This is a genomic window from Prevotella conceptionensis 9403948 (genome assembly GCF_000312305.1).
GTDB classification, from domain to species: domain Bacteria; phylum Bacteroidota; class Bacteroidia; order Bacteroidales; family Bacteroidaceae; genus Prevotella; species Prevotella conceptionensis.
In genome coordinates this window covers 460,637-486,860 of sequence record NZ_HE999443.1, presented here as the reverse complement: position 1 = coordinate 486,860, position 26,224 = coordinate 460,637, and the positions used below count along the sequence as shown (strand labels likewise).

The window sequence follows — 26,224 nt, the reverse complement described above, 5'->3', positions numbered from 1 at the left end:
TTTATGATTTATTATGCAGTGAAATGTTAACGACGCTCTTGTATTAGAGAACAAACGTTATATGTTCTTAATTCATGTGCCAATAAAGACCATTAAACAAAGTACAATCTGCTACAAACCAACGAATTACAAAGGGATACAATAAGTTTTACAAAAAGAAACATTTGCCAAATTGCAAGAAACAATGTAAATTTGCACAAAAATATTTAGGATAAAATTGACGCAATCGTTCGCAGATGCGCCGTACAACAACGAATAGAGGGTTTCCTAATAGAATTCCGCGCAGACAACAACAACTTCGTTGCCGAAAATACAATCATTCTTTAATAGTGTTACCGCATCAAGCGCGTATATAGATGTGCCCAGGAACTATTAAATGTACTACAGGCCAATATCCACGGATCATAGGCCGATACTTGTTATGTTGATTTGGTTAAATTTTCAGTTAGGTATTATAAATTTTAATTGGTAAAAATGAAAAAAATCAGAGTTAGTAATTTGGCTTATAGTAAGCCTGAGAGTTATGTCGTAAAAGTTGAAGCAGAATCTCTTTTAGCAGGATCTGGCAAACACGGAGGTACTGGCGGACATGAAGATGCTGAGGATGACAATGACGAAGGACAAGGCACATCTGGCACAGGTGGGCACTTGCCTGCCCTAGACGATAGCCAGTCTCTTACCTAAGATGCCTGTGAGTTCAAAGTAAAGACTTTGTTACTTAGCACAAGTATTTCAGGTAAAGCTACAAAAAAACGCCACAAACAAGAAAGTAAAAAACAAAAACAAGATTTAAGAGATAGGAATGAAATACATACATATCATTGCGCTGTCTGCTGTTGCGGCTGTTTCATTGGTTGGCTGCAACAACGAAAATCCAGCCTTATACACACAAGAAAACAAATCAAACGATTTAAGAGGGGTTACCGTCGCAACCTACATGGAATCGACATCGACACGCACCACAGCCGAATACGAAACAACAAAACTTGCATTCTATTGGACAAGGGGCGACAAAGTTTGGCTACACGACATAGGCGAAACACCCGAATTTGTACAGAACTCAGGGGATAACATTGACAATCAGCTGAACGCTTCCGGCAAGGACAAGGTACGCAATGCCGGTTTCTACTTCCCAACCCCCCTCAACAAAGCCTCGTATCCTGTAAGATACACAGGCTATCCCACACCCGCTGTAGATAAGGTTACCATTAAAGCTGCCCAAAACCAAGCCAAGCCAAACAAGGGCGAACACATCAAAACCGATGGCGACTGCGGGGTGGGTTCTTTCACTAGGGGTGCTGATGGCAATTACAACTTCTACCTCAAGCACTGTGCATCGTACCTCACTTTCACACCATTTTTCAGCAAGAGTTTTGCGCCGTCAGTGCGGTTAACCCAGATAAAGGTGTCGGCCGACCAGGCCATCGCGGGCACATACGACATTGAGGACAGCGGTTTAGACCTTGACTCGCGCCCACTAGCCGAACCAAGCAACCGAAACATCACGTTAACGTTGAATGGCGGAGGCAACGACGGGTTCACCATACCCGCGGCGTCAACCCCAGAAACCAATGCGGGCATCATGGTTGTCGCTCCTGGCGAGTACACCAACTTCACCATTGAGTATACATTGTACGACCAAGAGACGAAAGTTCGCGGGACGGTGATTACGAAACTGGGCCACGTTATCTTAAAAGCAGGAAGAAACAAACGTTTGTCGCCCGACCTTGACGTGCGCTACTATGCCAGCGACCAGTATTACATGTGGGATGCCCAGCCAGGCGAGCATTATTGGAAAGGTGCATCCAAACAACCTTATCTAAATGGCAAGTACGGTGACAGCTATGCAAAAGTAGGAGCCGACTCAAGATGGTACAACACCGTTGCCCACCCAGGTAAGGCCTCGCGTTTGGCAACAAACAACCTCAATGCCAACGAGCTGATGTGGCTGGCCTACTATGGAGTTCCACATTGGGATTCTTCCATGTGGACTATCATGGGGCATCTATATGCAGGTGGTATGTGGCTTAGAAACCTTGACGTTATTGCCACGACCCAAAAGACTACGAGAGAGAGAATGAAGGCCGTTTCGCCAAAGGGTATCGACTTCACTGCATACGCACAGTACGACAACTTTGGTGCCTTCGTTTACACCAACAACAACATTATCCCGCACAGACCTAGGCCCACAAACGGCTATTTCTTCTTGCCTACCACCGGTTTCTATAACAATGGCAGACTCTATCATATCAGCTCGCGAGGCTATATTTGGTCGTCAACGCCACGCGCACAGAGCTCGTCTAAAGTGGCGCAAGGCTACAACTTTTATATATCAAGGTACGAAGTGCATACAGGTTATGGTGACCGCTGGAATGGAATCTACCAGCATGTAACTCGGTAATTTTCTTTATTGCGGGATAAAATCGGGTAGGAGGTAAATGCTAATCATAAAAGGCATTTACCTCTTACTTTTACATTTACCGACCTTCCACTCCACCGTACGTGCAGTTCCGCACACGGCAGTTCCTATTTTGGATACCATTCGAGGTACGCTACCATTAAAGTGCCATAACCTGCTTGGCATAGTTTCCCATTGGAGATTGCCCGATGCAGTATTGGGCCGTTGGCTATGCGCCCCAATAAACCTTACGGATATTGCCCCATTCGCATGCCTTATACTTTTGATACCGCAGTTGATGAGGTTTTCCACTCTCGTCTTAACTTTCTTCCAAGATTTCCAGATACACATACGGATACGGCACTTTAGCCACTCGTCGGCCTCAAGAAAGAAACGTTTCATGTTGCCGAGATGATAGTAGCCAACCCACCCTTTTACGCTTCCTTTCAGCTTTTGTTTCCTTTTGGCATGTCCCCAACCGTTGCTGCGGCATGTCAACAGCTTTAACCCCCACTGGTCGTTATACCGCTTATCAATTATTTTAAATTGTTTCCCCCGTTTCCCGTTCATTCTGTCTGTCGTGTTGAAGTCATAGTTCATGCCACTGTTGTCTGCCATGTATGTCGTATTGGCGACGACCTGCTCCTTAACGGCCCTCGGTATGGTGCCTGACGAGCAGCCCTTCAGCATGAGATGACGCCCGGAATGATGCAGCAGATGGTTGGATATGCCCTCTATATGTGTGCCACCACAGAAGTAGACGGCCATCAGCATACGGAAAACGTCACCGCGACCATAGGCTGAGGATGAGCCACACGGTCCGAGTAACTGGTTAATGATCGGGTTTACGGCCTGTTCAAACTTCTCCATCACGAGGAATATTCCTCCATAAGCGGTGAGAATATCAGATTTTATTTGTACTTTTGCCACTGTCTGTTGCTTGGTTTAACACTTTTGATTTCAGCACCAAGTTAAGTGAATTTTGCGACAAGACAAAATCCCGGACAACTTTTGTTGATCAGGTACTTATATTAACACTTTGGTTGGAACGTTGCAGAATTAAGTATAAACTTCTCTCAATTAATAAAAGCCAAGACTACTTCATATAAGGAGTAACACAAATTAAAATGAAGAACGATGAATGAAGAGAACGATGTTGACGACCTTAATCAAGAGCAAATTATCAGAAACCATTTGCCAAAACAGGCTTATGCTACACAGAATGTGCAAGAAGAGCCAGACAATGTTTTGCCCAGCAAGGGTAAGACAAAAAGCAGGCATACCTTAATTACAGGTGTTGGTGTGTCGATTGTCGTGCTAACATCCTTGCTTTTATTCATTGTTCTAGGTTTTGGCATGGGCATACTTAATGCGCATCGAGAGCCAATTGTGGTGTATCAAGCCAACACCAAGGCTGCGCAAAAGGCAGTTACGTGGCAACAGGATAACGGTAAACCTGTTGTGGTGCCCGATAAGTATTTGCAGGTGTCGCACATAATCAAGGATGTTGATGCAGGTATTCGCAATGTATTATCCACTCCGCAGAATGCAACAGCCGAGATTACGCTTGGCGATGGTACGGAAGTGACACTCAACGCTGACAGTAAGCTGTTTTTCCCATTACGTTTCGAGGATGAAACGCGTGAAGTTCAGTTGCAAGGTGAGGCATATTTCAAGGTGAGTCGCGACGTTCGCCATCCCTTCGTGGTGAAAACCAACGGCATAACCACCAAAGTGTTTGATGCCGAATTTAACATTCGCGCTTACCATAAGAACAACATGCACGTTACCTTGCTGCAAGGTTTCGTTGAGGTGTGTGCGGGTTCGGTCACTAAGTGTTTGAGGCCAGGCGAGGATGCAGCTCTCGCGGCTGAAAAATTTGAAGTTAATAGGGTTGAAACCGAGGGCTTTGTGGCGTGGACACTAGGCGAATTTTATTTTGATAACGCAACATTGGCAGACATTGGCAAGGATATTGGCAGGTGGTATAACGTAAGCGTTGTCTTCCAAGACCCCTCCAAGATGCATACCCGTGTCGGCTTTACTGCATTCAGGGATGCGAACATCGAAGAGATTGTTGAAATGTTGAACAGGTTGAACAAAGCCAAGTTCACTTATCAAGATGGGCAGATAACGATTGACTGAGAAACAGCAACCTCCCTAGCGGTTTTAACCCAAATCGACCGTTGAGCTTGTACAGATTTTGTTTTATTGTTGAGCATATTGCCTGCCTTAGCCTTGAAGTGTAGCGGGCTACATCGCGAGAAGAAGACAGTTAACTGCCGACAAGCAAACGAAAGATGGACAGAAAGTGGTGGAAACAAACTAAAATAATTGATAAGCGGTCAACGTCCGATTTGGGCAAAACAGACTTTAAACATTGAAACCACCTCGACTTTCCCTTTTTCGTCGTATTTAATAATCGTTATTTACGCCCGAATCAAAACTACGGTTCATCAGTGTACGGTTGCCTTTCTTATATTCCTTGCCATACCTAATGCGATATTGCATTGAGAGTTCTACCATATTGGCAAAGTCGACGATGCGGTATTCTGTGTGTGTGGGATTGATGTTCGAGATGTTTTCAGACACTTGTACAAAACCATCTTTATTCAATGGGTTGTCTATACGACAACCAAACGTCCAATGTTTCATGTTATAACGCATGCCCACATAGTTGTATCTCACTCCCCGATAAACATTAGTTCCCCAAAAACTGTACTGTGGCAGCATGTCGAAGTTGGCATAAACCGATAGTTTATTCCAGTAAGCACTTAGCGAGACAGAGGCGTATGGCTTTGAGATTTGACTATGGTAGCCTTCACCCTGCATTCGGAATCGGTCCCAACCCATCACGGTTTGAAAGGTGAAATGATTGAACACGTTTTGCCACCCAATGGCGCATTCCACATTCAAACGACTGTCATAATCTCCGTTCTCTGTTTTTTTGATGAACATGTTGTGGTAAACATGGGATGGGTCTGCAACATATCGCCAGGCCGAAACAATTGGTTTACACGTGTAATTGTAGTTGCCTTGCAACGAAATAGTAAACTTATCCAAGTGCAGGTTCATCGAAAGGCGGTTTCTGGTCACAACACTTGGCTGCACGTTCATGTTTCCCACTTGCAGCGACACCTTATCTATGGTTTGCACAACATCTGAAAAGCTGGACAATGGAGGTAGCGAAGAGTCGAGTACAAAAAGGTAGCCAACGCTCCATCCCTTGCTCAACGGATAATTAAGCGACGCCGTTGTCTTTGCATTAAAGAAGTTCTTGCTTTTATTTAGGTCGCCAATGCGGTAATGTTTCAGGCCAATCCCCAGGTTATACCCTATTTTTCTCAATGTCCCCGTAACGATTGCATATCCATAAACGTTATCCTTGGTCAGTTTGTCTATCAGGGTTGCCCCACCATTTTCCGAATAATCATTTTGCGCATGACTGTGAGTGTAGCTCAACCCCACTTTGGTTGTGGCGCGCTTAAACGTTAGGGTATAGAGGGCTTCACCGTTAACGTTGATGCTTTTGTTTTTGGTTGCATTTCGCTGTGCATACATCCCACTATCGTTAAGTCCGCGATTGTAATCGCCAGCCGACATCGTGCCCACTGCATTGAGTTCTAACGTTTGGTTATTTGCCACCGCGGTCTTGAAGAAGAGGTCGAGCGAGGGAGTTAATAGTCGCCTTTCGTTGTAGTAACGTCTTTCAAACGTTTCGGTGTTCGCGCCTTGTCGCTCAACAATGCGGTATGCCTCTTTATCGTCCTTGTCGTGATACTTCAGTCCAAACATGGCCATAAAGGCGGTAGAAGGGCTGTGCGTGTAGGTATAGTCCATCGTCAAGCTGTTGTCGAAGTCGGTTATTGCCGAGGGAAGTCCTGTCTGGCTACGTATGATATCATCGGTCCGCCCCACAAATCGCTCGTCCTTGTCGGTGTATTCGTGTCCCGATTTCCGCCATAATGTATTGTAATTAATACTCCACTCCGACTTTCCTACATGGTAAGTGCCATTTATGTTCGCCCGGTTACGAAACGTCGTCAGTGCGTTATTGGTGTTTACCGACACCAAACCGCCATCATGCAAGCCGTTCATGATGAAATTTATTACACCCGTTGCACCGCGGTCTAGATAGCGAATGCCAGAAACATTGCTGTATTCTATGCGCTGTATGCGCCTATGGTCAATATTTCGTATCTTTTCCATACCCACTTCCTTTCCGTTTAACATAAGGATGGGCTTGCCGCCGTCAACATAAAGGGTTTGTTGGGATTCGTTTACTTTCAGTCCGGGCATGTTTATTTTCAACTCGTTCAACAGTTCGATAAGTTCAGATGTCCTTTTCAGTTCTTGTTCTGTTGGGAAAATAAGATACTTGTCGGCTAATTCGATGGTTCTGCTACCCGTAACCGTCACCTCGCCTAGCGTTATAGAGCTGGACTTAAGCGAGATGACACCAAGGTCGAGGTCTGTATTGTTACCCCGAACGCTGGTACTAAACGGAGAATATCCCATGCACAACACTTCTATCGTAATGTTTTCTTGCGACAAATTGGCAAACACAAACTTACCGTCTACATCGGTTTGGGTTTGCAACAAAACGGTTACCGAGTCTGTTTTCACCTTGACGTTAACACCCACTAGGGGGTTAATTCCAGAAGCATCAACAACTCGTCCACGCAAGCCATAGGCTTTGCATTGTAAGCAGACAACACTAAACAGAATGGTGCAAAGACATCTAATGAAAATCCTTAGTTTTGTACATTTCATAAAGTTTCACTTTTAGCCTCATGGCCATCATTATACGCTATCCCCCATCTAAGACAACACGACCTTTACCCCTCCAACCGGAAATCACATTCTTGGAGGCCACCTGCCAACATGCACCAAGTGCGCATACCTCGGAAAAGGAATAATAACGCATTACATCCATAGGAGCACTTTCAGACGGGAAACTGTGCCTTGCTTTCCCTGGCAGCATTGTCTAGGTCACGATACGCCATCAGAGTTTTTATGTACGAACATCCCCAAAAACTTTCGTCATTTTCTCCTTTCTGATAGAATGAAATGTTTATGGGGAAAAGTCTTCTAAAAACCTTAATCTGTAACTTCTGTTCTCTTTTCAACATTCATAGGGTTTAGATTTTATCGGAGTTAGATTTATTGGAGTTAGATTTGTTTCTATTGAAGTCATCTTGACCTTTAAATATCTTATCGTAGAGGAGAGGAGTTATAGCCTTTGCATGACCAAGTCAAGATAACACTTCCCGCACATACTAAGTAGTGGACAAATTTACATAAAAATCGCGATTTACGAGTTAGTGTAGATAAAAACTTTTCGGTTTCAGCGAAGAAAAGGCGCAATAGAATTTAAAATCTAGCCATATTTGTCGTGGCAAAACGAGATTGTGTCTTAGAAACTGCTATCAGGAGGTGGTAATTTCCAGAAAAAGGTTCAAACAAGTTCTGTTCCACATTGTTTAATAGCGTGGATAGAACCATATCGCATTTATACGAATTCTGTTGAAAGCAAGAAAGAGTAACAGGTCAAAAGACACTACCAACAAACCTGTTCAATTGCCCTTATTCCTGTACTATTCATTGCCATTAAAGTCATTCCACTCTGTTTTACACTCCCCAAAAAGGAAAGCCCAATTCACAAACACAATAAACTCACGAACTTGATTACTCATAGGCTCACACTATCCTTGGGTTAATTTCGTTTCTTTTATTTTACAAAGCATATTCTATCCTCCACCCCCTTCTAGCGTAAATTTAGGTCATTAAGCATGAAATTAGCCGCTATTTTCAGCCTTGTGCGTTTCGTTTTTAGTCCAATTTTAAGAATACCGCGTGCATTTTGCACCATTTTGCCTTTCTAGTTGGTGCTCGGATCGTGTTTTTGTCGATGCCAAATACCCCCTTTTAGACCCTAAAATTCCACTTTTTGATGGGTCTTTTGCCCTTTTTAGCCATGTGTTTCATGGTTCTAGAAGGTTATATTTATACAATTGCGGCGTATTTTTATGCTTTCCGCCTCGCATTTAGCAGCATTTTGCACTGCGTTTTGCACCATTTTACCTTGCGTTTAGCACCAAAACGCACTGCATTTTGCACCAAAACGCATTGCATTTAGCGGCATATTGCACTGCATTTTGCACCACATTGCACTATATTTCGCTGCAAATAGCCCCTAAACAGGTGCAAATGACGGTTACTTGTAATAAATATTCATTTTACCGTACTAACAAGCTAACCCCTTTTTGCACCAAAACAAACTCTCGCGAGAATCGATTTTTTGGGGCAAGGTGGGCGGTTGGTGGATAAAAAGGGCAGCCATAATGTTAAAATTTACACGAAAAAGCGGACAAAAGTCGAGGTTCCAGTTGACGGGTTAATGGGTTTACAGGCATTTGGAATTAAGCTAGCGGGGCTAGTTTATTGTATCTAGTCTTTCTTTAGTTCTTCTAGTTACACTAGTCGGACTAGTTGGACTAGTCGGACTAGTCGGACAAGTCGGACAAGTCTGACAAGTCCGACAAGTCCGACAAATAACAAGTTAACGAGTTAACGAGACTGGTGGCGCAGCCATCTTTTCACTCTTTCACCCTTTCACCTTTAAGGGCGTTAGCCATCTTTTCACCCTTTCACCCTTTCACCTTTTCACCTTTAAGGGCGTTAGCTATTTTTTCATCTTTTCACCTTTTCACCTTTAAATACGTGTCAGATAAAAGGGAATTAGGGATGCAAGGTTGGCAATGTCGCGCAACAAATCTACAAAACAGAGCGGGCACTGCCCAACCTTGCATCATGCCAAAGATAAGCTAAGGCCTATTTTGCCAAATATTGGTCGAGCGTTTCGAGCATGGCGAAGGGTTTGTCCTTCATTTCCTTAACAGAAAAATCCTTGCTTTTGATTAGTTCAACCATCTCTGGAAAGCGTTCGAAGTTCATTTTCAGTTCCGACTTCGAGCCAATGTCGATGCCTCCAGAAGGCGCATAATAAGTTACTACCACTTCGTCGCCCTCCACACAATAGCTATAAGCCGTCGTTTTGGATGTCAGTCGCTGCGTGGGCGAGGCGTGAAAGATTATACTGGCATCAGAAATGAAACCAATTACTTTCTTACCCTGATAGCCAACCATCCAAAAGAACTTGTGATTGGAGTGTTTGAGGTTAAGCGGACGTGTCATGGGCTTTAAGGCATAGAGCGAACGGTATTCTTTCTGTTGTCCTTCTTTCTCGTAGATACATTTAAGTACCTTCACGTCGTCGGCCTTGTAGGTGGTGCCTTCCTTACCGTCTTTTGTTGGCGTGATGGTTATCTCGTCCACATTCTTCAAACGGTCGGGTCCGTAGGTGCTAAAACCTTCTTTTAAGAACCATCCCTCAACGGTTTTGCCGTCGTTAAGGGTTAATACGCATTTCACTTCGGGCCGTTCTTTTGCCCATGTTGATGATACGATGACCATCGATAGCAATAAAGCTACAATTAATTTACTTTTCATGTTATGTTAGTTTATGAGTTGATAAGTTGGTGAGTTTATGAGTTTGCGAGCCAACATGCGATGCTTTGTTGAGAGCAGACATGTTACTAACGCGACAAATTTACGGAATAAAATTATATCGAAAAAGCGTTTGCCCATTAATTTACACATCATCGGCCTACATCCTGCTGCAAAACATAAAATACGATGTTGCATTTCGCCCATTACATTCTCACACAACGCATCTAATCCACCGCTCCCCACGCCGCACTTTTGCAACAATCCAAGCGCACAAAAATCATTTTTCACTATATATATTAGGTAATTACGGCAATAATAAGTAATTTTGCACTTCATTGTAAGCCAGTGAACATTACTTTCGCAAGGGTGTAAGTGCAAAAAGAATGGGGCTTTGACCGCCCAACACTAGCGAAAAAGCGCGTGCGCTAGCCCCCCAGCAACCCGCGGTTTCCAACAAGTTGGGCTTACTAAACTTGAACGTTAAGATAACAAATACAATAAATATATAGAAGATGAAGATTTCATTTGAAAACGCCGACAAGGTGAATGGCCTGCTTACCATCACCGTAGAAGAGGCCGATTACAACGAAAAAGTAGAGAAAACACTCAAAGACTATCGCAAAAAAGCCAATATCCCTGGTTTCCGTCCCGGACAAGCTCCGCTTTCGCTGATAAAGAAACAGATTGGCGAACAAGTAAAGATGGAAGAGATACAGAAACTTGTGGGCGATACCATCTTTAACTATCTTAAAGAGAACAATATACAATTCTTAGGCGAACCCATGCCTTCTGCTAAGCAAGAAGAGCAAGACTTGTCGAAACCCGCTCCCTACACCTTCGTCTTCGATATTGCCGTGGCTCCTGCAATTGAACTTGAACTGACGGACAAAGACAAGCTAGACTACTACGAAATAACCGTAGACGACAAGCTGGTAGACGAGCAAGTGGACATGTTTGCATCGCGTGCCGGCAAGTACGAGCAGGTGGAAGAGTACCAAGCTAAGGACATGCTGAAGGGCGACATGAAGGAATTGAACGCCGACGGCAGCGAAAAAGAGGGCGGTATCGTGAAAGAAGGTGCGGTGTTGATGCCCGAATACATTAAAGTTGAGGACCAAAAGAAACTGTTCGACGGTGTGAAACGTGGTGAAGTGGTGGTGTTCAACCCCAAGAAGGCCTACCCCGACAGCGAAATTGAGGTTTCATCGATGTTGGGTATCAGCAAAGAACAGGCTGCCGGCGTTGAGTCTGACTTCGCTTTCCACATTTTGGAGATTACTCGCTACGCCAAAGCAGCCGTAAACCAAGAGCTTTTCGACGCCATTTACGGCGAAGGCGCAGTGAAAGACGAGGCCGACTTCCGTTCGAAAATCGCCGAAGGAATTGCCAACCAGTTGGTTAGCAACAGCGATTTCAAACTGTTGCAAGACCTTCGCGCCTATTGCGAGAAGAAGGTAGGCAAGCTTACATTCCCCGAAGAGATGCTCAAACGCATTATGCTGAAAAACGTGAAAGACGAAAAAGAGGTTGACGAGAAGTTTGAGGCTAGCATCGAAGAACTGAAATGGCACCTTATTAAGGAGCACTTGGTGAAGGCCAACGAAATAAAGGTGAGCGACGACGACGTGCTTGACGCCGCTCGTTTGCAAGCACGCATTCAGTTTGCACAATATGGTATGAACAACTTGCCCGACGAAACGGTGGACAACTATGCTCGCGAAATGCTCAAAAACCGCGAAACACTGGATGGATTTGTCGACCGCGCCGTTGAAAACAAGCTGGTTGAGGCAATGAAAAAGGTGGTGAAACTGAAAAACAAGAAGGTTTCGCTCGACGATTTCAACAAGATGATGGAAGAAGGCGCAAAGAAATAAGCGCACTACAACATGTGGCAACGCAAGCTTTTTTACCTGTTTGCAGTTGCCAGCGCGATGTTACAGAACGGGCTTGCAGGGCTAGATGCCTTGTAAGCCCGTTTGTTTTTAGGTGCGTTCTAAAAGCTCCACGCAGATGTCATGGGCTCGCTTTGGGGTTGCCCTGCTCTACCTTTTGTCCTTACCCGCCCTCTTTTTTATCTCGCCCTGTCTGTGGCATAGTTCCACTTATTCCATCAGGGTGTAGGAGAAACATGTACAGATAAGGTTGGAAAACACACAGGAGGTGATGTTTTTAAGCCTGCACCCATTGAAAAATACCTACAAATGGTGATGCCCGCATTAGCACGTTTTAACACAAAGGCTTGTCCTATATCCTCATTATCTTAGTACTTTTGCAGCGTAAATTTAAACGTTTTTAAGTTTGTGGGCACAGCTTGAAATATTTATTCACATTAACAATACAAAAGTTTCCGCATTCTTTTCAGAATAGAAATTCTAACTATAAATATTATTTTACCCAGCAAAACCTTGAAGAGTATGGATTTAAAGAAAACATTTTACTCATTAATTTTAGGCGGATTTGTTCTTTGCTTGTTCTCGTGTGCAAAGGAAGATGAATTTGAATTGCCTACATTGGTTCTTTCGGAGAACAGCGTTAGCTTTGAAAGAGGCGTTGGCGAAAGGAACATCAGCGTTACAACCAACCAAAGTAATTGGGTTGCATCTTCTCCACAAGAGGGCGAATGGTTGTCGTTAGCCCAGGATGGAAACGTTTTGAAAGTGAAAGTTGCCGAAAACAAGATGGGCGCCGAACGCACAAGCTATGTGCTGGTGAACGCCAACGGTGCTACGGGAAAGGTGGAAGTAAGGCAAAGTGCAGCAGACGTAACGCTAGACGTTGTGCCGACGGCCATATACCTACCCCAAATGGGCGGCGAAAAGATTGTCGACGTAACGACGAACACTTCGGTTTACGACGTTACGCCCAGCGAAGAAGTTAAATGGCTCAAAATAATAAAGTCGGACGAAGAGATAAAGTTGGTGGCCGAACGCAACGATACTGAACAAGACCGCCAAGTGAAACTGTATGCAAAGAGCGGCCATGTAACCCGCGAGATAGTTGTTTCGCAGTCGGGCATACAGCGTTACATCCTCCCCATCAACCCAGGTGCTCCACAAAACGTGCACAAGATTATGGAATACGAGCTGGGTCGCGGCAGCTATTTGCGCGAATATCAATCGGCCATGCCGGCCTATGGACTGGAAGAGACCTACACCTTCATTTCGCCTTCTCCCATATTTACGTTGATACAATATTGCAGTGCCGATGGTGTTACGCCTTCGCAAATCATCTCCATCGGCGATGGTTCTAGGGCCATTGCAGCAGTGAAGGATAAGGCATTCGAGAAATTCCTTACCAACAACGGCTATGTGCGCAGCAATTCGGAATCCGACAGGGAGTATGTGAACGAAAAAGACTTGCTCTCGCTGAAAGTTTATGTATCTGAAAAGGAGAACAACGAGGGCGTAAACCTCACGTTTAAGCCCATTGTTAAGCAAGTTGGCGAATACAAAACGTTCGACAAAGTGCCTTATTATCCCCTCGAACTGTTGCAGAAAGACAACGTGAAGGTGGCCCAAGTGGAACAATACGAAACGAATGCAGGCAGCAAAGAAGAAGAACGCACTTTGAACGAACACAAGCAAACCGAGGTTTCACAACTTCAATACACGCTGAAAGGCACGCCGGGTCCGAAGGATGCTTATGGCCGTATCCACATTTTCTATACCACGGACAAGGACGGAAAGGCTCCCGACAAGCTTGGAAGTGTGCAAATTGGCGCGCTGCTCTTCAAAGATGTTAGCCTTGGCCTTTGGAAGTACGGCAACAAATGGCTCGTTACGAACGAATTGCAGAAGAAACTTGGAGAGGAAGGTTTCTCATTTGTTCGCACGGCTGGTGCCACTCACTTCTTTGCACGGGAAAGCGATCACCTCTTCATCGCCATTACACGCGTTGCCGACAACAACACACCCGTTATGGCCTTGCTCTACAATTACGATGCGTCTGCATCTGGCGCAGGCAGCAAAGCGTTGAAAGCACAAGAGCGGATGGTGCGCAACATGTTGAAAGCAAAGGATGCGTTGAAGTTTTAACATAAAGCGGTGATACCTTATTTAAATTGTATTCCTAGTATGCGTATAATAAATTTATATAAGCTGTTGCAGCTATCTGCCGTGTGCCTGATGGTGGTAATGGTGGCGGGATGTACCAAGAGCGACGACTTTGAACAGCCACAACTGAGCGTTTCGGACAAGGAATTGAAGTTCGCCAACCAAGTGGGCGAAACAACCATTACCGTTACTACCAACTGCAAAGAGTGGGTTGCAACCACGCCCAAGCAGTGGGTACACCTCACACAAAGCGGAAACGAGATTGTTGTGAAGGTAGATGCCAACACAACTGGCACGGAAAGAAGTAGCTATGTGCTTGTAGACGGCGGCTTGGCGGTTGAAAAAGTCATGGTAAAGCAAAGCGCGGCCGACATCTCGCTGAACATTGCCAACGGCGAACTGGTGTTGCCGCAGGCTGGCGGAAACACTACCGTAGACGTAAACATCGAAAGTGGTCTGTATGATTTGCAACAAAGCGAACAGCCCGAATGGTTGCAAATCGTAAGGAAGAAACACGCCTTGAAGTTTATTTCCAAGCCCAACTACGATGCAACCGAACGAACGGTAAAGCTTACCATAAGCTATGCGGGCAAGAACAACGAAGTGGTTGTAAGGCAACCTGGCGTGTCTACTTTCGTCTTGGCATGCAATCCTGGCAATCCTTTCAGCCTTCATAAGATGATGGACTTTGAATATCGCCGCGGAGGTATATTGAAAGAGTATGGCGCACCCGACGAAGCCAACGGCATTTACGAGGAAAGCTACTTCTTCAAAACCACTTCTCCGCTGTTTAAGGATGTGGTGTATGTGCACGATACGAAGCATTTCGTACCGACACGCATCTATACGCGTTCGCTTGAACAGGCTGGCGTAGATGCTGTTAAGTCGCAGGCGTTCCAAGATTTCGTAACGGCTAACGGCTATGTTAGGGACGAAAAAGACCCCAACCACTACATTAACGTGAAGGAACGGATGACGATGGATGTGGACATCTTGGAGAGCAACCATAGCGTTGTGTTGTTCTTTTACCAGATACATTCGCAAGATCGCGACTACGAAACCTTCAAAACGCTCGACCTTGGTCCGCTTGCGCTGTTGAACAAGGCCGACAAGAAGGTGACCGACGTGGAGGATTACGAGGCGAACCTGCACAGCGAAGAGATTACGAGGAAGGTTTCGAAGAACAGGGACGTAGAGGCCATTGCCTATAAAACCAACGACCCCTTGCTGGTTGCCCGCACTTACTTCTTCTTCACGCGCGGCGGAGACAATCCCGCCCCACAAGACATGGTGGGAAGTGTAGAACAATACAGCCTAAGTTTCAGTCAACCCAACCTGGGTGTTTGGCAATATGGCAGAGAATGGTTCGTTACGCGCGAGTTTGACAAGTTGCTTACCTTGAACAACTTCGAGTTTGTGGGCTACAACGGCAAGCATCATGTATATGCTCGCCGCTCAGACTATCTTACATTGGCCATCTCTGGCGGTAAGTTTGCCGACGTGAACGGCGGACAGCCAGTCATGCAAATCAGCGTGCTTTATAAAAAGAATGTCTTCGCAGGAAGTAAGCAACAGCGGATGCAAAAGATAGAAAGCATGCTTAAAACGCATCATCCAAGAAAATAACACTGAAAAGAAACAAAACGAAAAACAATAGTGATGAAAAAAACTATTATATATATGTGTGCGTGTGCAATCTCTGGCTTGATGCTCGCTACATCGTGCCAAGAAAGCATGGAGATGGAAAACCCAAACTCCAAAACGCGCGCCGTTGCCATTGATAAGGACCTCTTTGCCGTACGGGGCCGCATCAACGTAAAGCTGGAAAAGGGCACCAACCAAGCCCTGCCCACCTCGGCTAAGGGCAATGTAGAGCTGCAAAGCGTGCCTTCGGCCATGGCGTCGGCCATGAAATACGCGGGTGCCTATAAGATGGAGCGGGTGTTTAAGCCTGCCGGAATTTACGAAAAACGAACCATTGCCGAAGGACTCGACCGCTGGTACACCATCTACTTCGACGAAAGCAAAGACGTTGCCGAGGTGTTGCAGCAGTTTAACAAGGCAAGCGGAATAGAATATGCAGAACGTGTTCTGCCCATCGCACGCCCCAAGTTTACCGCTAAGCCCTATACAGGGCCAGCCCCACAAACAAGAAATCAGCCCACGGCCTCGGCCTTTAACGACCCGCTTTTGGCCAAGCAATGGCATTATTACAATGACGGTTCGATAAGTCCACGGGCAAAGAAGGGTGCCGACTGCAACCTCAAACCCGTTTGGGAAAAGTACACAACGGGTAAAAGCAACGTTATCGTTGCCGTTGTTGACGGCGGAATAGACATTACGCACGAAGATTTGGTGGACAATCTCTACATCAACGAGAAGGAAAAGAACGGACAAGCTGGTGTGGACGACGACGGAAACGGCTTTGTTGACGACGTTTACGGCTACAACTTTGTTGAGGCAAAAGACGTGGTTGGCGGCACTATCCAACCCGATAACGACGGACACGGCACGCACGTTGCAGGTACTGTCGCCGCACGCAACAACAACGGGAAAGGTGTTGCAGGCGTGGCTGGCGGCAACGGAACGCCAGACAGCGGCGTACGATTGATGAGTTGCCAGATTTTCAGGGGCAAAGACGAGCAGGGCGACGCGGCCGCCGCCATTAAATATGCGGCAGACAACGGGGCTGTTATCTGCCAAAACTCGTGGGGTTACTCGTCAACGTCGGGCGTTACGACGATGCCCAAGCTGCTGAAAGAGGCCGTTGACTACTTCATTAAGATGGCCGGATGCGATGCAAACGGCCAACAACGTGCCAATTCGCCCATGAAAGGCGGCGTGGTTATCTTCGCGGCAGGCAACGAAAACAAAGAGTTCGCGGCCTATCCTGCTTGTTATCCCCCCGCAGTGTCGGTCTCGGCAATGGCGTGGAACTTCGCTAAGGCTAGTTTCAGCAACTATGCGCGCTGGATTACGATTATGGCACCAGGCGGCGACCAAGACACATTCGGCACAGAAGGCGGTATTCTTAGCACCGTTCCCAAGAGTAAAGTGCCTTCGGGCTATGCTTATTTCCAAGGAACATCAATGGCTTGCCCCCATGTTTCGGGCATTGCGGCCCTCATTGCATCCTATTTTGGCCGACAAGGTTTCACCAACGACGAGCTAAAATCGCGCCTAATCACGGCATATAGGCCTTTCAACATCGACGAACTAAACCCGGTTACAAAGGAAAACTGGGCAAAGGGTACATTGATGCCGAGGCTGCATTCGAATCTGACACGAAGATTGCGCCCGAAAAGGTTGGTACACTCACCCTTACTCCCGACTTTGTAGACATCACTGCCGAATGGAGCATCGCAAAAGACGAGGATAAAACCGCGGCCTTCTATCGCTTATACATCAGTCCCAACGACCTAACGGCTGAGAATATCAAAGACATGAGCTTTAAAGAAATCAACGGCATGGGACATAATTTGGGCGAAAAGCTTAGGTTTACCTTCGACAACCTGAAAGACAACAAGGCCTATAGCATTGCCGTTGTGGCAGTAGACCGTTGGGGAAACCTTTCAGAACCTGCCATTCAGAAGTGCACAACCAAGCTTAACCATGCGCCCGAAGTGACCAACTTCCCCGAAAAGGTTATCGAACTGAATAACAACGAGCGGAAAACATTCAGTTTCAACGTGGCCGACCCCGACGGACACAACTGGGACATAAGGGCCATAGGCGAAACCAAAGGCGTATCGTACAGCATAAGCCAAGCCACCGTAACCGTAAGCCTCATCCCTGTGTTGCAAGCTGGTAGCTATACCTGCACGTTTGTTCTCACAGACGATCTTGGTGCCAAGTCGGAGAAAAGCTTTACTTTTAAGGTCATCCCATACATGCCGCCTAAGCTAGAACAGCCCTTCGCCAACTACATCATTGGCTTAGACGAAGGCCCCCTGAACATCTCCCTAAAAGGTCATTACACCAGCAGCGGCAGCCAACTTTCTTACAAAGCCAATGTAGCTAACAGCGGCATCGCCTCGGTTCAAGTCAGCAACGACCAGCTCCAAGTCAAGCCTCTCGCAAGAGGTGTCACACGTGTTAGCGTGCTTGCATCAGATGGTCGCCAAACGTCTTCCGATGGTTCGTTCCAAATTCGCGTCGTCGAAAGAAAGTCGGCACCCGTCTATGCCGTCTATCCCATCCCCGCAAAGAAAGACATTAACGCCCTACTCAATCCCGAAGTTACGCAGGCAGAGTTCGTTATCAGCTCTACCGTTGGCGAACAACTGATGAGTGCCACCGTAACTCCCGACAAGAACAGCGTTGCTACGCTAGACCTTTCCAAGCTGCGCCCCGGAACTTACAAGCTTACCGTGCACACCAGCAAGGGCAATCACACCCAAATGTTCATTAAACGATAACCCAAACGAGTATGAATTCAAAACATATCATCATCATAGCTTGCGCAGCACTGCTCGGTGTTGCGCAGGCTAACGCCCAAGGACAAGACCTTTCCGTGCTGGCTGCAAATCCCGATGCCCGAACAGCGGCTATGGGTAACGCCACTGTTGCGGCCGATGGGATGTACCTATACAACAATCCTTCTGCTTTTCTCAGTGCAAACAAGCGGTTCTCGGCAGACGCATCTGCCTCCATTTACGAGAAGTCCGAAGGCTACGAGGGAACATTCGGGCTCTACACCGCCGCTCTGGGCTACAGGTTTGCCCGTCGGCACGCGGCATTTGCAGGCTTTCGTTACGCTGGTGGCTTAAAGCTAAAAGGCTACGACATGCTTGGCAACCCCACCAAAGACTACGAACCCTACAACTGGACCATCGACCTGGGTTATGCCTACATGCTTGGCAACGGCTTTTCTGCCTATGCCATGGGCAATATCCTTTTCAGTCACCTCTCTAAAAATGCCGTTGGCGGTGCTTTTACCATAGGCGCATCCTACCAAAAGAGCAGCACCACGGCAGGCAATAAGCCCACCCACCTGATGCTGGATGCCAAGGTTGGTGCGATAGGTCCGCAGCTCGACTACGGCAACGGCAACAAAAACACCATGCCTACGTATGTGGCCGTGGGCGGTGCATTAACCGTCGACGTGGCCAACAAGCACCAAGTTGCAGGCGCGTGGTCCACTCGTTATTTCTTCCGTCCATCAGAATATAAGGTACTTATGCTGGGTGGCGGACTAGAATACACCTATAATAAAGACATATCCTTACGTGCCGGCTACGAATATGGCGACCGCAACCTCAGCCACTTCACTATGGGTGCAGGCTTTAAGTACGCCGGTCTGCGCCTTAACGGAGCCTACATGCTGAAAACAGCAGATGCGGGGAGCAGCTATTTCAGCGTTGGCCTAGGTTACGACTTCTAATAAAAAGCACAATTACAAACAACAGCTTATCTAAAATCAATAAACGATGAAAAGAACTTTATACGCAATTTGCGCCCTAGCAATGAGCCTAACTGCTTTTGCGCAGAAACTAGACACGCCCAAAGGAAAGCTTATCGACAACATGTATCGCACCAGCGACTCGTGGGTAAAGCGGAATTGGACAAGCACTGAACCTGGCAGGTACGAGGGTTTAGTTTCTAAAATAGTGGTGGGCGACGACAATTGCCTTTACGTTTACAACCCACTGTCGGGCCTCGACAGCAAGTCGTGGCTTAAACTAGACAAGATTGCCGATGGCAAATACAGGGCCAATTTGCCCCAAGTAATCTACAAAGACAACAACGGCGACGATGATGACGACGAAGGCGGCAGCTCCGAACGCATATTTAAGCTCAACCGCATGTCGGCCATTGCCGATAATCAGTATAAGGTTGTTGCGGCAAACAAGAATTTCATGGACTTTTCGTGGGATGGTAAAACGCTTAAAATGTTGGGTACTGGCACAAAAAACGATATACTTGGAGCCGTGTTCAACGACAAAACATGGGACAGCCAATATGGCGACTGGAATGTCACCATCGAAACCTTCGATGAAAAACCCCTTACGCCACCTGCTTCTGCCCCCAAAAAGCAATACATGCTCACCTCAAAAACAGAAACTTCTCCGCGTATCGTTGAGGTTGCCACACACAACAACGACATCTACGTCAAAGGTATATTCGCAAACGAAAAGTTGGCCAACCTGTGGGTAAAGCTCACAAAGGAGGGCAACAAGGCCGTTTTGCCTACAAACCAGTATCTGGGCACAGCGGTAAAAACCTACTTCAAACGCTTCTCCAACGACATGGCCCAGTATCACGCCTACGCAGCAGCCTTCAACGACGAGAACACCGTTGCAGATAAACTGGAATTTAACATAGACCCCGCAACAGGTGCACTATCCAACAACAAAATCCTCAAAGTGGTGCTGGGAAAAAGCAGTTCAACCAACATGCCCAAGGAAGATTTCGGCACACTTCAAAACTTAGTGCTCACGCCATACGAGCAAAAGGCCGGCAAACCCGAAAAGCCTACGCTGCACTACTGCTCGGCTGTTCCAAGCTACGACTACTCGACGACTACCATCACCTTGGCGTTCTATGTAAGAAGTGCCGACATAAACGGCAACTATCTCGACCCCAACAAGATGTATTACAACGTCTACATCAACGACAACCAAGAGCCTTTCAAGTTTACACGTGCCAAGTTCCACAACATAGAAAAGGACATGACCGACATCCCCTTTAACTATCAAGACAAGAGGAACGACGACATCAAGGTTGCAGACAACCAACGCATCCTGCACTTCTACGACGAGACTATCAAAAAGCTGTCGGTAGTGATGGTTTACGAGGCAGACGGCAAGAAGTATTCAAGCGAACCAATGACAGGCCAAATCGTTTCTACTGGTATCGACAACGCCACCATCAACAACGTCCCCACCCCGCAACAGTATTACTCTGTTGATGGATGCCGTCGCCAGCAGCTCGAAAAAGGCCTGAATATCGTGAAGTATTCAGACGGAACAACCAAAAAGGTTCTAGTAAAGTAACCGTCCAAGGCCATACCGAGCATTACTGATACATCCACAAACCCAACAGCAAATCTGCTAATTGCCCTTTGGTGGCGTTCTACCAAACGGCAATAAGTAGATTTGTTTTTTAAGTCTTACGTTTACGCCTGCCTTGCATAAGCACCCATGTAGGGGCGGAACACAGCAGTTTAAACCCCAATCGGTTCGTTAGAGCTTTTGAAAGTAAAGTGAAATGAAACGCCGCCCGTAATCGACAGAGGCGAGAAAACGCACTTTCAAGGAACGAGAAATTAAGGGATAAACTCCGCAAGTTTCTTTCTCACCACTTCTATATCATGTTCCCTATTATCCCTCTTTAAGCGTTTCGTTGTGCCAAAATCGCTATAACGCAGAATGATAACCTTTATGCCATGCTTTGGCAACTCCGTTCTTCGTCTCTCGTCATACAAACGTCTTTGCTCTCCCCTAGGCACGCCACTTACCGTTTTCTTATTATCGAAGAATGGTGTCGACTCAGTATGTTGACTTTCATAATACTCTATCACAAGATTCAAATCCTCATAATAGGCGTCAACAGGCAGCCTTCTCCCAGTATCGCCCAACAAAAACTCAAAACAATGCTGTTGCAATGCTTTCCTTTTTAGCACTTCATTGCAGAGTCCTATTACATAGTATTCATCTGAATTAGCCCTACGCGAACCCTTCTTCCCCACTGATGTGCCCTTAGATAACAATGTATTCGCATCCATATCCGCGTTTACATCAACAAAAGTCCAATAGATATTTTTCTGTTTTAATTCTCTGTGAGCGTAAGGTATGTCATGTAGGCGGTCTTCGTTATTGAGTTTTCTGAGAATCTTTCTAATAGGCAGCCCATTTCGATGGTCTTTGTTAAAGACACCTTTATCAATAAACAACTCCATAAGTTTCAATGCCGGCACCTGCCTGGGGTTGGTTTTATCAGCAAAGTAAGCACTCAACACGCTGTTAATTGCCTGTATACGTTCTTGCATCAAGTTTTTTGTCATGGTCTTTGGTATGTGTTGGTTGCCACTTTCACGGGAGCAGAGAAACCATTCCCGTTCCATTTCAAGTAATAGAAGCGCATAGTGTCGTTCCCGATGTTTCTCACACCGATGTTCTTACCCTTTCGAGGCAAGTCGCACAATGTGCCTTCTAGCTGCGTTAACCGTTTATGCACAGCGAGGTCGGGCGTAAGTGTTCGGGTTGTGGGGTCGTAATCGTAGGCCATGCACACCTGAGAAGAGAATGTGTCGCTCTCGTAAGTGAGGGTAACAACCAGCAACTTATGCCCGTTATCGCGTTTCCAAAGGGCGGCATCTAGTTTCTGACCGTTCTCGCATTCCACATAAAACCAGCCGCCAATCGTGTTGTACACCACGATACCATAGTTGGCATCAGACACGGCGTAGGTGCTGCTCTTGGCATTAACGGGCGATTGGGGATGCTCAAAGTTGAAACGTTCGTAGCGTCCCTGCTTTTTAGAGAACCTCACAACAAACTTCTGCGGACCGCCTTCTAAGCCCTGCCACGCCTTACAAACGGCAATGGTGAGGTCTTTTACGTTGTCGGTCTTGACGGAAGTCGGGAGTTCCACACCCATATCTTTCCATCCTTCAATCAATTCGCTGCCCCACTGCGCCTCATCCGAGAGATTATCTTCTTCCTCACCGCATTCGCAGTCGGCCTCATCTTCCTCGTTTTCGTTGTCCGCGTTGCTGTCTACATTCTCCTGTTCGCGCGAGGCTTTAAGGTTAGGTCTGCCCTCCGGACCCACATCGCGCGGGCTCAGTTCGTTGTTGTCGCGGCTATACGATGTTGCCCCATGCTGGTAAACGTCGATGTTTCCCAAGTCGCCCGAATGGTGAATTTCGCAGTCGCGCAACGAAAGGTTGGTCTTTTCAACATAAAAAAGCGGCCCTTGGTTTTGCGCAAAGCGGCATCTGGAGAATGAGGTATTGGTAGCATTGGCCAGGGTGATGAGCGTAAATTCACGGCAACGGTAGAAGTCGCTGTCGGCAAACGTCATGTTGAAACAGTTTCGCAGGGTCATAATGCCATAGCTGCAATCGCGTATAATGCTCTTGGTGAAATTCAGTTCGCGCGTGTCGGTGGCTGTGATGCCTTCCGTTCCACAGCCGTATAGGTCGCATTTGTCTATCTGTACCCCTTCACAACCATCAAATTCCAACACGCCGCCCTCGCAATACCCTTCGTCGGTGTGTCCTAAGGTAAGGTTACGAAGGGTGACGTTATGGGCACTTCTAAAACTAATCACATAGGCATAACGCGGGCGAACGATGAGTGCAGCCCCCTTAGTGCCTTGGATGATGAGGTTTTTACATTGGTCGAGCACCAGCTGATGGCCGTCGAACATGCCCTCCCTGTTCACTTGCTTGGTGGGATTAGACCCTACGGACAAGTCGCTCATGTTTGCTTTCTGTGCGAGGTCGTCGAATTCCATCACGTCAGAAAGGTTGATAACACCGCTAACAGTTATTGTTCGGTCGGACCCCAAGGCCTTGATAAAGTCGTGCGCCGTGCTTACCTTGTATTCTTTCGCTGCCAACATGCCTGCAAGCATGAGCAGCAATGTGAGTAATGATAGCTTTTTCATATCTGAGTTTATAAGTTCATGAGTTGACGAGTTCACAAGTTCACCAGTTGACGAGTTTACAAGGTTTTTATTAACGAGTTAACAAGTTTGTGGGCGTTAGCCATTTTTTCACCTTTCCACCTTTTCACCCTTTCACCTTTAAAGGGCGTTAGCCATTTTTTCACCTTTTCACCCTTTCACCTTTTCACCCTTATAAGCCTTTTCACCTTTTTGGCAAATCTTTTAGTTCTTTCGTCACTTCCAGGATGCTCAACAGGGCCGTTCTACCGTTTTTCTCAACCCTTATTCTACCTATGCGCTTGTCCACCTTCACCACCTTGCAGTCTGGCACGAACGTGTTGCCAATCTTAGCAAATACAGAGTCGCCCACAGCATAGTCCACATTGAAAGGAATTAGCTGGCATTTCTCTCGTTCGGCCACCCATATTCGGTTCCCAGCATCAGTAAGCAACAGCTTATCGCCCTTGATGTTCACGATGATGGCGGCCCTCCATTTGCCGTTATCGTTTACCGCTACGGATGCTCCCGACATCCATTCGCCGCTTTTCAGCACCTTAAACGAATTGGGCCGCAACTCTTCGTTGGCGTGACTGTTGGCAAACCCTCTGCCGTCGGCCTTGTAGTCGAGGTCTAAGTAACACACCTTTGGCGTTAGCTGTTTGGTATCGTCTACCACAATGGCGCGCTGCAACCCTTGTCCCGACTGCCACCACGTTAGCAAAACATCGCCATTTTGTGCCCTTTCGCCCATTGGCAGAGGCATTACCAGTGCCTGAGGCACCTTTATTTCTTCGCCCATACCCGCTACGGTTATCGTGTTTTGCCCCACTTCCTTAATGGTAAAGCAGTATATGGGCAGCAGGGTTGCAGTAAGGTCTTCACCTCTTTGCAAAGCTCCGCCATAGAAAGCAGCAGGCGAAAGCACCGTCTGCCCCACTTCCACATCTTTCAATGTGAAGTTGCGGGGGAAGTCCCAAGGGAACGAATCAGTAGGCTGAACACCATTCGTTCTTCCTATGCTATCCCCCCTATCCGAGCCGCCAGTACCGCCGCCTCTGCTCTCACAGGCGTTAAACAGTGTACCAAAGGTTACGACCAAGGCCGCAACAACAAGCATTCGTTTCATATTTTCAATCGATTAAGGATTATATACCACATTGGCAGTGGGCAGCACGCCAGCATACCAACAGGTGTATGGCCCCCTTTGCTCACACATTCTTATTTCAATGCCGCACTTCGAGGCCTTCCGTTTCCGCCAAGCCCATACACTACAACCGCCCTGCCCCTTTTCTCGGCATGCAAGCCCAACCTTTTGTCCACCCCTTAACCGTAATGAAACGGAATTAAAGGCCAGATGGAGCTAGCACAACCAGAAATAGAACAGCAGTGCCACCACCACACAAGCCAGTATGGTGAGGGTAACTTTCAGCTTGTCGAGCGGATAGTTGCCAGTTATCTTGCCCGTTCTGCCGTTCACCACAAATTGGTAGGCCTTGCCGTTAAAGTGGAAGACGCTTATCCACAGCGGCAACAATATCAGCTTAAACATCACGTTGTTGTACATCGTGTACATCTCGGTAATTCGTTGTCGGTCGCCGCCAATGTCTTCTTTCACCCTTTCTTCAATCTCGTTTTCCATCTTACCCTTAGCCGCTGTCAGGCCTTCACGAAAGTCGATGGTGTAAAGGTCGGTGATAAAGCCCGCCAAGAACTCCGGGTTGTATGGCACCAGCTTGTTCAAGTCCCAAAGAACCAAATCGTTGAGGATGCTGTTGGGCAGGGCTTTCGTGGCAGGAACGATAACATCGTCGAAACCAACTTGCACCGTGCCGCGCGTGGTTTTCCAGTCCGTCACCGTCCTACTCGTTGTATTTCCTTTCTCATCCTGGCTTTCCTCGCGACGGTCAATCCCCCTTTCTCCCGTATAGCGCGTAACGGTATCGGCATCATACGTCCAGAAGGGCAGGTAAACGCCCTTGAAACCATCCGTTTGTACGCCGCCTCTCTTCAGTTTCGATGGTGCGAACCACTTTCTGCTGAGCCAGCCATTAAAGCTGTCGTTGCACTTGTCTTTGGCAAATTCGAAGGGCAGGATGTAGTTGGGCTGCCAGAAACGGCGTTCTTTTGCATTCTGCATGATGAGCGGCGTGCCGCAGAAGGCGCACGTTGCCGACGATTTTTCGGGCGGCAACGTGGTGAAAGCCCCGCATTGTTGGCACTTCACCTCCACCGTGCTGATGGTTTGTTCGTTCAGATTTTCGTCTGATTGCTCCGCCCATTGGTCGTAGCTGTTTTCCTTAACGGCAGCCGGCGTAAGGTCTAGTTCTTTGGTTGAGCCACAATAGACACATTCCAACATCTTACGTTTGGGCGAGTAAGCCATCATGCCCCCACATGCGGGGCATTTGGTTTGTAGGGCATCGTTTATGCTTAAGTCCATAGTTAGGGCTGTTAGTGGATAGGATAAGGGCAGGCCGTAAGGCTTTTGGCAGCAGGTGTGGGTTTTACGTTCCAGGTGGCGGCGGCGGTGGCGTTGCGCCGAAGAGGGCGGCAAGTGCGGGCACGTTCTTAGCGAACTCCCACGATGCCATGCCGTTGGTCCACACATACGTATCGCGCGTTAGCTGCCCGTTTTGCGCCATCTGCT

General features: G+C 47.0%; 16 protein-coding genes and 1 pseudogene. 9 read left to right on the top strand and 8 right to left on the bottom strand.

Annotated elements, in window-relative coordinates:
- Positions 1–474 precede the first annotated feature (474 nt).
- Together BN93_RS01760 and BN93_RS01755 are read left to right on the top strand one after the other, a co-directional pair.
- Positions 475–684 (top strand): hypothetical protein, encoded by a 210-nt coding sequence (locus BN93_RS01760; RefSeq protein WP_019186639.1) that lies wholly within the window; start codon positions 475–477, stop codon positions 682–684.
- A gap of 118 nt (positions 685–802) precedes the next feature.
- Positions 803–2,401: a hypothetical protein gene (locus tag BN93_RS01755; RefSeq protein ID WP_019186638.1), complete on the top strand. Its 1,599-nt coding sequence runs from the start codon at positions 803–805 to the stop codon at positions 2,399–2,401.
- A gap of 57 nt (positions 2,402–2,458) precedes the next feature.
- Here BN93_RS01755 and BN93_RS19035 read toward each other — a convergent pair whose 3' ends face one another.
- Complete coding sequence (locus tag BN93_RS19035; RefSeq protein WP_052311352.1) at positions 2,459–3,328, bottom strand: group II intron maturase-specific domain-containing protein; 870 nt, start codon at positions 3,326–3,328, stop codon at positions 2,459–2,461.
- 207 nt (positions 3,329–3,535) lie between these two features.
- On the opposite strand from BN93_RS19035, the gene BN93_RS01745 reads away from it, so the two are divergent.
- Positions 3,536–4,543 (top strand): FecR family protein, encoded by a 1,008-nt coding sequence (locus tag BN93_RS01745; protein ID WP_019186637.1) that lies wholly within the window; start codon positions 3,536–3,538, stop codon positions 4,541–4,543.
- A 270-nt stretch (positions 4,544–4,813) separates the two neighbouring features.
- On the opposite strand, the gene BN93_RS01740 is transcribed toward BN93_RS01745, so the two are convergent.
- Both BN93_RS01740 and BN93_RS01730 read right to left on the bottom strand, forming a co-directional pair.
- A complete protein-coding gene (locus tag BN93_RS01740; RefSeq protein ID WP_044259400.1) occupies positions 4,814–7,171 on the bottom strand; it encodes a carboxypeptidase-like regulatory domain-containing protein in 2,358 nt (785 codons plus the stop codon).
- A 2,061-nt stretch (positions 7,172–9,232) separates the two neighbouring features.
- A complete protein-coding gene (locus tag BN93_RS01730; RefSeq protein WP_044259398.1) occupies positions 9,233–9,910 on the bottom strand; it encodes a hypothetical protein in 678 nt (225 codons plus the stop codon).
- A gap of 512 nt (positions 9,911–10,422) precedes the next feature.
- On the opposite strand from BN93_RS01730, the gene tig reads away from it, so the two are divergent.
- From tig to BN93_RS01700, 6 genes and pseudogenes are all read left to right on the top strand, one after another.
- Positions 10,423–11,784 carry a trigger factor gene (tig, locus tag BN93_RS01725; RefSeq protein ID WP_019186632.1) on the top strand — a complete coding sequence of 454 codons (1,362 nt, stop codon included), beginning with the start codon at positions 10,423–10,425 and terminating at the stop codon, positions 11,782–11,784.
- A 540-nt stretch (positions 11,785–12,324) separates the two neighbouring features.
- Positions 12,325–13,944: a BACON domain-containing protein gene (locus BN93_RS01720; RefSeq protein WP_019186631.1), complete on the top strand. Its 1,620-nt coding sequence runs from the start codon at positions 12,325–12,327 to the stop codon at positions 13,942–13,944.
- Between the two features lie 39 nt (positions 13,945–13,983).
- A complete protein-coding gene (locus BN93_RS01715; RefSeq protein WP_044259396.1) occupies positions 13,984–15,588 on the top strand; it encodes a BACON domain-containing protein in 1,605 nt (534 codons plus the stop codon).
- A 33-nt stretch (positions 15,589–15,621) separates the two neighbouring features.
- Positions 15,622–18,380: pseudogene (locus BN93_RS01710) on the top strand (S8 family serine peptidase).
- Positions 18,381–18,391: 11 nt separating this feature from the next.
- On the top strand, positions 18,392–19,345 hold the full coding sequence (locus tag BN93_RS01705) for a PorV/PorQ family protein (protein WP_019186629.1): 954 nt from the start codon (positions 18,392–18,394) through the stop codon (positions 19,343–19,345).
- A 46-nt stretch (positions 19,346–19,391) separates the two neighbouring features.
- On the top strand, positions 19,392–20,957 hold the full coding sequence (locus BN93_RS01700; protein WP_044259393.1) for a hypothetical protein: 1,566 nt from the start codon (positions 19,392–19,394) through the stop codon (positions 20,955–20,957).
- A gap of 272 nt (positions 20,958–21,229) precedes the next feature.
- On the opposite strand, the gene BN93_RS18340 is transcribed toward BN93_RS01700, so the two are convergent.
- From BN93_RS18340 to BN93_RS17285, 5 genes are all read right to left on the bottom strand, one after another.
- Positions 21,230–21,967 carry a hypothetical protein gene (locus BN93_RS18340; protein WP_019186627.1) on the bottom strand — a complete coding sequence of 246 codons (738 nt, stop codon included), beginning with the start codon at positions 21,965–21,967 and terminating at the stop codon, positions 21,230–21,232.
- Complete coding sequence (locus BN93_RS01690) at positions 21,964–23,577, bottom strand: right-handed parallel beta-helix repeat-containing protein (protein ID WP_019186626.1); 1,614 nt, start codon at positions 23,575–23,577, stop codon at positions 21,964–21,966. The genes BN93_RS18340 and BN93_RS01690 overlap by 4 nt, the downstream gene beginning before the upstream one ends.
- Before the next feature lie 202 nt (positions 23,578–23,779).
- Positions 23,780–24,703 (bottom strand): hypothetical protein, encoded by a 924-nt coding sequence (locus tag BN93_RS01685; protein ID WP_019186625.1) that lies wholly within the window; start codon positions 24,701–24,703, stop codon positions 23,780–23,782.
- 234 nt (positions 24,704–24,937) lie between these two features.
- On the bottom strand, positions 24,938–26,017 hold the full coding sequence (locus BN93_RS01680; RefSeq protein ID WP_019186624.1) for a hypothetical protein: 1,080 nt from the start codon (positions 26,015–26,017) through the stop codon (positions 24,938–24,940).
- Between the two features lie 64 nt (positions 26,018–26,081).
- Positions 26,082–26,219 carry a DUF4339 domain-containing protein gene (locus tag BN93_RS17285; protein WP_232211082.1) on the bottom strand — a complete coding sequence of 46 codons (138 nt, stop codon included), beginning with the start codon at positions 26,217–26,219 and terminating at the stop codon, positions 26,082–26,084.
- Positions 26,220–26,224 lie beyond the last annotated feature (5 nt).

Bases quoted from the DNA above. Each gene is read 5' to 3' on its own strand.
- BN93_RS01760 (WP_019186639.1), top strand. From the start codon at position 475: ATGAAAAAAATCAGAGTTAGTAATTTGGCTTATAGTAAGCCTGAGAGT.
- BN93_RS01755 (WP_019186638.1), top strand. From the start codon at position 803: ATGAAATACATACATATCATTGCGCTGTCTGCTGTTGCGGCTGTTTCA.
- BN93_RS01745 (WP_019186637.1), top strand. From the start codon at position 3,536: ATGAATGAAGAGAACGATGTTGACGACCTTAATCAAGAGCAAATTATC.
- BN93_RS01740 (WP_044259400.1), bottom strand. From the start codon at position 7,171: ATGAAATGTACAAAACTAAGGATTTTCATTAGATGTCTTTGCACCATT.
- BN93_RS01730 (WP_044259398.1), bottom strand. From the start codon at position 9,910: ATGAAAAGTAAATTAATTGTAGCTTTATTGCTATCGATGGTCATCGTA.
- tig (WP_019186632.1), top strand. From the start codon at position 10,423: ATGAAGATTTCATTTGAAAACGCCGACAAGGTGAATGGCCTGCTTACC.
- BN93_RS01720 (WP_019186631.1), top strand. From the start codon at position 12,325: ATGGATTTAAAGAAAACATTTTACTCATTAATTTTAGGCGGATTTGTT.
- BN93_RS01715 (WP_044259396.1), top strand. From the start codon at position 13,984: ATGCGTATAATAAATTTATATAAGCTGTTGCAGCTATCTGCCGTGTGC.
- BN93_RS01705 (WP_019186629.1), top strand. From the start codon at position 18,392: ATGAATTCAAAACATATCATCATCATAGCTTGCGCAGCACTGCTCGGT.
- BN93_RS01700 (WP_044259393.1), top strand. From the start codon at position 19,392: ATGAAAAGAACTTTATACGCAATTTGCGCCCTAGCAATGAGCCTAACT.
- BN93_RS18340 (WP_019186627.1), bottom strand. From the start codon at position 21,967: ATGACAAAAAACTTGATGCAAGAACGTATACAGGCAATTAACAGCGTG.
- BN93_RS01690 (WP_019186626.1), bottom strand. From the start codon at position 23,577: ATGAAAAAGCTATCATTACTCACATTGCTGCTCATGCTTGCAGGCATG.
- BN93_RS01685 (WP_019186625.1), bottom strand. From the start codon at position 24,703: ATGAAACGAATGCTTGTTGTTGCGGCCTTGGTCGTAACCTTTGGTACA.
- BN93_RS01680 (WP_019186624.1), bottom strand. From the start codon at position 26,017: ATGGACTTAAGCATAAACGATGCCCTACAAACCAAATGCCCCGCATGT.
- BN93_RS17285 (WP_232211082.1), bottom strand. From the start codon at position 26,219: ATGGCGCAAAACGGGCAGCTAACGCGCGATACGTATGTGTGGACCAAC.